Source organism: Actinomycetospora sp. (assembly GCF_055612215.1).
The window spans coordinates 1-5,965 of record NZ_JBVPVA010000954.1; the positions used below are offsets into that span (position 1 = coordinate 1).

Below are 5,965 nucleotides of genomic sequence, written 5' to 3' on the forward strand. Positions count from 1 at the left end.
CGGACGACGTCGAGGGGGAGGTCCTTGAGGTACTCGTCGCACCGGGTGCCCTCGAAGACCCCGGAGTCGTGGCCCTCGGCCCACAGCAGGGCGGCGTCCTCGGCCCCGGCGCGCTCCAGCACGGCCGCGACCGGGGTCCCACGCCACACGACGTTGCCCACCCGCCGCGTGGGCTCGTCCGGGCGCAACGGGTTCCCGAAGCACTCCAGGACCGCCTGCTCCGTCACGCTCGGCATCGCCCGCAGGGCGTCCAGGTCGAGCTCGAGCGGCCGGCGGACGCGACCCCCGACGCGCAGGCGCCACGTCGGCGCGGCCACGTGCGCGATGCCGAAGTGCCCGATCACGTAGAGGTCCTCGACGGCGGTCACGGGAGCTCCCAGGGCCTCCGGGGGGCACTGCCGCTTCACCGTGGCGGCCGGGGACATGGGCGTGGTGTCCACGTGGGAGGGCCTCCCAGGGAGACGGACCGGTCCGGAGCATCCTGACCCCGTGGCCGACGGTCGATCCAGTCCTCCCGACGACGCCGAGGGGACCGCCGCGCGGCGCGCGGTCGTCCGGCAGGGGCTCTCGGGCGCGGGGGCCACCGGGCTCTACGGGGCCAGCTTCGGGGCGCTCGCGGTGACCAGCGGGTGGACCGTGCTCCAGACCTGCCTGCTCTCGCTGCTGCTGTTCAGCGGCGGCTCGCAGTTCGCGCTGATCGGCATCCTCGGAGGGGGCGGGACGGTGGGTGCGGCCGTCGCGGCGTCGTCCCTCCTCGGTCTGCGGAACGCGCTCTACGGGCTGCAGCTGGTGCCGACGATGCGGCCCGCCGGCTGGCGCCGGTTCGCGATGGCGCAGCTCACGATCGACGAGTCCACGGCGGTGGCGGTGGCCCAGCCGACGCCGCCGCGCCGCCGGCTCGGGTTCTGGGTGACCGGGCTCGGGGTGTACGTCGGGTGGAACCTCATGACGCTCGTCGGCGCGCTGGCCGGCAGTGCGCTGGGCGACCCGAAGCGCTTCGGGCTCGACGCGGCAGCGTCCGCCGCCTTCGTCGCGCTGCTGTGGCCGCGGCTGCGGGCCCGCCAGCCGGTGGCGATCGCCGTCGTCGGGGCGGTGGTGACGACGGTGCTGGTCCCGGTGATCCCGACGGGGCTGCCGGTCCTGGCGGCGGCCTTCGCGGGTGCGCTCGTCGCCTGGTTCTGGCCGGCGCGCCGGGACGGGGCGGGGGAGTGAGTGCGTGGGTCGCGGTCCTGACGGCGTCGGTGGTCGCCTTCGCGTTCAAGGTCGCGGGCTACACCGTGCCGCCGAGGTTCCTGGAGCAGCCGCGGGTCCTGCGGGTCACCGAGATGCTCCCCGCGGCGCTGCTGGCCTCGCTGGTGGTACTGCAGACGTTCTCGACGGGGTCGCACCTCGCGCTGGACGCGCGGGCCGCGGGGCTCGCGGTGGCGGTCGTCGCGCTGCTGCTGCGGGCGCCGTTCATCGTCGTGGTGATCCTCGCGGCGGTCACCGCGGCGCTGCTGCGAATCGCGGGGTGGCCGTGAGGGGCGGGTCAGTCCTGGGCGTCGCGCAGGGCGAGCACGACCCGCACGACCCGCTCCACCGCCGCCTCGAACAGCGCGCCCCGGAGCTCGCCACGGTCGGCCAGGTTCTGCGCCGCGAGCTCGACCGTCCGGTCCGGCCCCACGCGCCGGACGAGCAACGCCGCGATCTCCTCGAGCTCGAGGCCCGGGTGGTCCAGCCGCGTCAGGGCGAACTCGATGATCAGCTCTTCGTCCGACACCGGCGACCTCCCTCGTCTCCGAGACTAGCCCGCGGAACGGCCGCGTCGGGGTGATCCGCGACGAGTGCCCGACACTGGTGCCGTGGCGCCCGAGCTGACCGACGGCGTGGTCGTCCTGGCGGCCATGGCCTTCGAGGACGCCCCCGCGCTCGCGGCCGGCGCGGACGCCGAGATCGCCGCGCGGCTCGCGCGCGCCCCCTCGACCCTCGCGGCGGCCGAGCGCCACATCGGGGTCTGCCTCGCGGACTGGCTCGGGGACTGGTCCCGCGCCGGGGCGACGCTGGTGTGGGGGATCGTCGACGCCGCGACCGGCACGCTGGCCGGGACCGCCGAGGTGGCCCTGCGCTTCCCCGAGCTCGGGCCCGGGGCCGCGAACCTCTCCTACGCCGTCTTCCCCCGGTGGCGGGGCCGCGGGTTCGCCGCGCGCGCCGTCGACCTGATGTGCGGCTTCCTCGCGACACGGAGCCTGGCCTCGCTCGCCGTCCTGCGCATCGACCGGGACAACGGGCCGTCGTTACGGGTGGCCGAGCGGTGCGGCTTCCGGCCGGACCAGGAGTTGGCCCCGGCGAACGCGTCGATGCTCTGGTTCTCGCGGGGGTTGTCCCTACCTCGGGAGTAGGGAGCCCTCCGTCGGATCGGGGGGACTGCTCGATCGAACGCGCGCCCCGTTCCCAGCACTCTTGGTGCCAGGCCGGAACGAACCGAACCCCACCGGCCTCCACCGAGAGGAACACACCATGTCTCAGCATCCGGGCAACCACGGCAACCACGGCAACCACGGCAACCACGGCAACCACGGCAACGGGCACGGCAACGGGCACGGCAACGGACACGGCAACGGACACGAGGGCAACCACGGCAACCACGGCGGCAACCACCACCCCGGCGGCCACCACCCGCACCACCCCCACCACAACGGCGGCGACTGGGGTCACCAGCACGGCGGCAGCAAGTGGCACGGCGGCAAGGACTGGGGCCACGGCAAGTGGCACGGCGGCAAGGACTGGGGCCACGGGAAGGACTGGGGCCACGGCAAGGACTGGGGCCACGGCAAGGACTGGGGCCACCACGGCAACGACCACCACGTGGTCGTGCACTGATCCCGAACACCCCACCGAGACGCCCGGGCCGGCGTCGTACGAGGGAGACGTCGTGGGTCGGCACCGCGCCGACCGCCGTCACCCCGTGCGACGCCGGCCCGTCGGCATGTCCGGGGTCGGACGTTCCGGCCGTGGGCGCTCCTCGCCCGTCTATCCGAGCGATGGGCACCTTCGCTCAGAACCGGACGTTCCGATCGTGGGCGCCCCTCGCCCGTCTATCCGACCGATGGGCACCTTCGCTCGAGAACCCGGAGGCAGATTTCCGCCCGCCCCGATGTCGAGATCGCCGCCCGCCGTCCGACGCAGGGGTGGAACGGCGCCGCACCCGGCAGCGCCGACCACCGCATCGACGGAGGTCAGCACCATGAAGGTCACCCTGATGTCGTTCGTCAGCCTCGACGGCGTCGTCCAGGCCCCCGGCGGCGCGGAGGAGGACACCGACGGCGGCTTCGCGCACGGCGGTTGGTCGATGCCGTTCTTCGACCCCGCCGTCATGGGCGCCGCCTGGAACGACGCGCTGGAGGAGGCAACCGCGATGCTGTTCGGCCGCCGCACCTGGGAGGTGTCCGGACCGGCGTGGACGTCGCGGGCCGGGGACCCGTTCGCCGACCGCATGAACGCGATCCCCAAGTACGTCGCCAGCCGCACACTCACCGACGCCTCCGCCTGGGGGAACACGACGGTCCTCCCCGCGGACGGGGCCCTCGACGCCGTCGCGGCGCTGCGCGGACAGGAGGGCCGCAGCCTGCTCGTCATGGGGAGCGCGGGCCTCGCGAGCCAGCTCGTCGACGCCGACCTCGTCAACGAGTACCGCCTGATGATCGAGCCGATCCTCCTCGGCGGCGGGAAGTCGATCTACCCGCGGGGCGGCGGCGCGCGGTCGCTGGAGCTGGTCTCGTCGACGACGACCGCCACCGGCGTCCTCGTCTGCACCTACCGGCGCACGTGAGCGCTCAGGGCACCGGCGCCACGGCGTGCGCGGTCACGTCGTTGAACGCGACCAACCGGGGCGTCGGCCCCGCGGTGTCGATGCGGCAGACCGCCGCGTCGGCCACCCACATCCGCCAGGCGACCTCGTCGCCGACCCCGAGCGCCCACGCGATCGCCGCCTTGATGGGGGAGACGTGGGTGACGACCACGACGTCCCCCTCCGCCGCCGCCCCGGCCAGCTCCCGGCACGCCGCGCGGACCCGGACCCCCACGGCCGCGAGCGACTCGCCGCCGGCCGGGACGTGGGCGGGATCGTCACGCCAGGCGCGCCAGCCGGCGGCGTCGAGCGCCGAGGCGGGGCAGCCGTCGAGGTCGCCGTAGTCCATCTCGACCCAGCGCGGGTCCACCTCCACGACGGTGCCCGACGCGGCGGCGAGCGCGTCCGCGGTCTCCCGGGCGCGCAGGAGGGGACTGCTGACCAGCCGGGCGGGGGCCGGGAGCGCCCGGGCGAGCGCCTCGGCCTGCTCGCGACCGCCGTCGCACAGCGGCGGGTCGGCCCGACCCAGCAACAGGCCGTGCCGGTTGGCGGCGGTCTGACCGTGGCGCACGAGGACGAGCACGCGGGTCACGCTACTGAGGCAGGGCGCGCCCGAAATGTCGCCGACGGCGAGTTCGGCGGAGCGGCGGTGTGCCACTGGACCGTCTGGCCCAGCGCGAGCACCCCGAGGCCGGGCAGCGTCGAGACCAGGGCGAGCACCCCGAACGCGACGGCGGTCGCGAGTCCGGTGCCCGCGCCGAGCCCGGCGACCCCGAACGCCGCCGCGGTCGTCGCCTCCCGCGGGCCCCACCCGCCCACGGACAGCGGCAGCCCCATCGACAGCAACGAGAGGAGCAGCAGCGGCGCGAGCTCGGCCGGGGCGGCGCGCACGCCCACCGCCGAGGCGGCCACCCCGAGCAGCGCGAGGTGCCCGGCCATCGCCACCAGCGACAGGGCGACGACGGCGGGTCCGGTCCGCGTGCCGAGCAGCCCGTCCCGGATCCCGACGGCGACGCCCGCCAGGCCGCGCCGCACCCGCGGGATGCCCGCGAGGCCGAGCAGCACGGCGATCGCCACGACGACCGCCGGGACGGCCCGGGCGAGGCCGGTGAGCAGGCCCCGCACCGGGCTCGGCAGCACGGCCAGCGCGACGACCGCGACCACGACGAGGACCACCTGCCCGGCCACCCGCTCGAGGACCACCGCCCGCACGCCCCGGGCCAGATCGCCACGCCGCCGTCCCGACTCGACCGCGCGGTGCACGTCCCCGAGCACCCCCGCGGGGAGCACCGAGTTGAGGAACTGCGCGCGGTAGCAGTCACCCACCGCGGCGCCGAACCCGATCTCCAGGCCCAGCCCGCGGGCCACCACGCACCACCGCGCCGCGGAGGCCGTCGTCGTGACCACCCCCAGCCCGAGGGCGGCGACGAGCGCTACGGGGGACACCGCGCGGAGGCCCTCGAGCACCGCCCCGGTGCCCAGGTGGACCACCACGGCCACGACCACCGCCGCCCCGACGCCGAACTTCAGCAGCCTCACCGGGGGCTCCCGGGCGGCAGGGCGAGCAGGTCGGCGTGCCCCACCTCGGCGCGCAGGGTCCCGACGGCGAGCGCCTCGCGCCGGTCCGCGAGGTACCGCCCGGCGTGGGGCGCGAGCGTGGGGTCCTGCGCGCACGCGGCGTCGAGTCGGCCGCGCAGCCACTCCTCGACCAGGTCGGCGTCCTCCGGTCCGAGGCGCCACGGGCTCGCGCGCCACACGACCGCGTAGCCCCGCGCGCCGAATGCGGCCGCGGTGACGGCGACCGCGTCCGGGCCGAGGCGCCCGTCGCGACGCTGGTGGGCGTCGAAGGCGGCCGCGACGTCGGCGTCGAGCGGGTCGGCCGGGTCCAGCGCCACCTCGCCGGTCACCGAGAGGGTCAGCAGCGCCGCGGCGCCCGCGCCGGCGGCGAGCCCGGCCAGGTGCTCGACGTCCGGCTCGCGCAGCAGGTCGAGCAGCGCCGAGCAGACGACGAGGTCGGTGCCCGCGACGTCGGTGAGGTCACCGAGGTCCCCGACGACGGCGGTGGTCGCGGTGACCGGGCCGGGCGGCGGGGAGGCGGCGGCGCGCGCGGCGAGGCCGGCGTCGCGGTCGTGGAGGAAC

10 protein-coding genes are annotated in these 5,965 nt (G+C 76.1%); 5 read left to right on the forward strand and 5 right to left on the reverse strand.

What is annotated here, in order from left to right:
* Positions 1-368, reverse strand: a 368-nt coding sequence (locus tag AC0CYZ_RS25925; protein ID WP_472220704.1) for a molybdopterin-dependent oxidoreductase, incomplete at its 3' end; no start/stop codon positions are given.
* A gap of 121 nt (positions 369-489) precedes the next feature.
* On the opposite strand from AC0CYZ_RS25925, the gene AC0CYZ_RS25930 reads away from it, so the two are divergent.
* Both AC0CYZ_RS25930 and AC0CYZ_RS25935 read left to right on the forward strand, forming a co-directional pair.
* Positions 490-1,212 carry an AzlC family ABC transporter permease gene (locus tag AC0CYZ_RS25930; RefSeq protein ID WP_472220706.1) on the forward strand — a complete coding sequence of 241 codons (723 nt, stop codon included), beginning with the start codon at positions 490-492 and terminating at the stop codon, positions 1,210-1,212.
* Positions 1,209-1,520, forward strand: coding sequence for an AzlD domain-containing protein (locus AC0CYZ_RS25935; RefSeq protein WP_472220708.1), 312 nt, complete (start codon positions 1,209-1,211; stop codon positions 1,518-1,520). The genes AC0CYZ_RS25930 and AC0CYZ_RS25935 overlap by 4 nt, the downstream gene beginning before the upstream one ends.
* A gap of 8 nt (positions 1,521-1,528) precedes the next feature.
* Here AC0CYZ_RS25935 and AC0CYZ_RS25940 read toward each other — a convergent pair whose 3' ends face one another.
* Entirely contained in the window at positions 1,529-1,759 is a 231-nt protein-coding gene (locus AC0CYZ_RS25940) for a hypothetical protein (protein WP_472220710.1), read from the reverse strand.
* Positions 1,760-1,841: 82 nt separating this feature from the next.
* Here AC0CYZ_RS25940 and AC0CYZ_RS25945 point away from each other — a divergent pair, with 82 nt between their 5' ends.
* The 3 genes from AC0CYZ_RS25945 (at position 1,842) to AC0CYZ_RS25955 (ending at position 3,808) form a co-directional block, all read left to right on the forward strand.
* Complete coding sequence (locus AC0CYZ_RS25945) at positions 1,842-2,378, forward strand: GNAT family N-acetyltransferase (protein ID WP_472220712.1); 537 nt, start codon at positions 1,842-1,844, stop codon at positions 2,376-2,378.
* Positions 2,379-2,496: 118 nt separating this feature from the next.
* A complete protein-coding gene (locus AC0CYZ_RS25950; RefSeq protein ID WP_472220714.1) occupies positions 2,497-2,859 on the forward strand; it encodes a hypothetical protein in 363 nt (120 codons plus the stop codon).
* Positions 2,860-3,223: 364 nt separating this feature from the next.
* Positions 3,224-3,808, forward strand: coding sequence for a dihydrofolate reductase family protein (locus AC0CYZ_RS25955; RefSeq protein ID WP_472220716.1), 585 nt, complete (start codon positions 3,224-3,226; stop codon positions 3,806-3,808).
* Positions 3,809-3,812: 4 nt separating this feature from the next.
* On the opposite strand, the gene AC0CYZ_RS25960 is transcribed toward AC0CYZ_RS25955, so the two are convergent.
* The 3 genes from AC0CYZ_RS25960 to AC0CYZ_RS25970 all read right to left on the reverse strand — a co-directional run.
* Positions 3,813-4,418: a histidine phosphatase family protein gene (locus tag AC0CYZ_RS25960; RefSeq protein ID WP_472220718.1), complete on the reverse strand. Its 606-nt coding sequence runs from the start codon at positions 4,416-4,418 to the stop codon at positions 3,813-3,815.
* Entirely contained in the window at positions 4,415-5,365 is a 951-nt protein-coding gene (locus AC0CYZ_RS25965; protein ID WP_472220720.1) for a lysylphosphatidylglycerol synthase transmembrane domain-containing protein, read from the reverse strand. The genes AC0CYZ_RS25960 and AC0CYZ_RS25965 overlap by 4 nt, the downstream gene beginning before the upstream one ends.
* Positions 5,362-5,965: SAM-dependent methyltransferase (locus AC0CYZ_RS25970; RefSeq protein WP_472220722.1), on the reverse strand; the 604-nt coding region annotated here is incomplete at its 5' end. The genes AC0CYZ_RS25970 and AC0CYZ_RS25965, both read right to left, overlap by 4 nt.

What these genes read in the sequence shown, in the direction of transcription:
- AC0CYZ_RS25955 (WP_472220716.1), top strand. Translation starts at nt 3,224, where the DNA reads ATGAAGGTCACCCTGATGTCGTTCGTCAGCCTCGACGGCGTCGTCCAG.
- AC0CYZ_RS25950 (WP_472220714.1), top strand. Translation starts at nt 2,497, where the DNA reads ATGTCTCAGCATCCGGGCAACCACGGCAACCACGGCAACCACGGCAAC.